This is a genomic window from Vibrio sp. Vb1574 (genome assembly GCF_033338675.1).
Window position 1 is genome coordinate 1 of the sequence record NZ_JAWOTC010000339.1, and the last position, 1,166, is coordinate 1,166.

The 1,166-nt window shown below is 42.5% G+C and carries 1 protein-coding gene; it reads right to left on the minus strand.

Annotation, left to right across the window (positions count from 1 at the left end):
• Positions 1-213: 213 nt before the first annotated feature.
• On the minus strand, positions 214-1,110 hold the full coding sequence (locus tag R7O12_RS26020; protein ID WP_318126942.1) for a LysR family transcriptional regulator ArgP: 897 nt from the start codon (positions 1,108-1,110) through the stop codon (positions 214-216).
• Positions 1,111-1,166 lie beyond the last annotated feature (56 nt).

Consider the following 1,166-nt stretch of genomic DNA (forward strand, 5'->3'; position numbering starts at 1 on the left):
CATCCATATCAATAGTGAAGTGTCTCCACAAATCAGAATCACCGACTTTGTTAAGTCGCCGAGCTGTAGGAGTAAGTGGTTTCATAATAGAAACTTCCGGTGATTATCCAAGCACCTAACTTCACTTCTAACACAACTTTGACTGTGTAACTTTGGTGTAATTTCAACCATTCGTAATTTAATATTCGTCAGAAATGGTCGTCTATTCAATCACTACTGTGGTAAATAACGCTGTGCATAATTGACAATCGCTTGTGAAATCTCCTGCAATACGCCAGTTTCCAACTGCCAATGGTGCCAATAAATACGATAAGACATCAGGAAGCCAGGCGTAATATCAATTAACGAGCCTTGCTCTAACTCATCAGTAATTTGCAAACGAGGGATCAAACAATATGCCACTCCAGCTAACGCCATTTTGAGAAAAGCCTCTGAGCTGCTGATGTTGTGATGAATCACGCTATCAGGACGCACATTGAAATGCTCCGTGAGAAACTTTTTATGTAAGTCATCATACTGATCGTAGGAAACCGCTGGCGCCTTTGCTAAGGTCTGATTGTTTACACCTTCAGAAAAGTAACGCTGATAAAACTCAGGGTTAGCCACACAAACGTAATCAATTCGTCCTAAGTAATCGGCGCGACAATTTGGTATCGCTTGAGACTCTAAACTGATCGCCCCTGCGACCTCACCACTTTTCAGTTTTTCTATTGAACGTGATTCACCGTAAATCGTCAGCTTCAACTCTACTTGACGAGTTTTCATGACATCTTGCAAAGCAGGCAGTAACCACGTAGCCAAACTGTCGGCGTTAGTAGCCAAAGACTGTTGTACTGGGCGCGTTGTAGTATCGTTTTTGATCTCAGGTAAAATTTCGTGCTCTAGCAACCGAACTCGGCGGTAAAGCCCCAATAGTTTTTTCCCAATGGGAGTTGGCTTGGGTGGCTGCTCTCGAATTAACACAGGTTGCGCCAAGAATTTTTCGAGCTGTTTAATACGCTGCGAAATGGCAGATTGTGAGACAAACAGATGCTCAGCAGCTCGTTCAAAACTGCCTTGATAAACAACGGCATCCAAGGCTTCTATCCATTTGTAATCCAACCCTCGCATTCACTTTCTCCCAAAAAACCAACACCAAACCGTTAAATAAGTAACTCTAATAATAT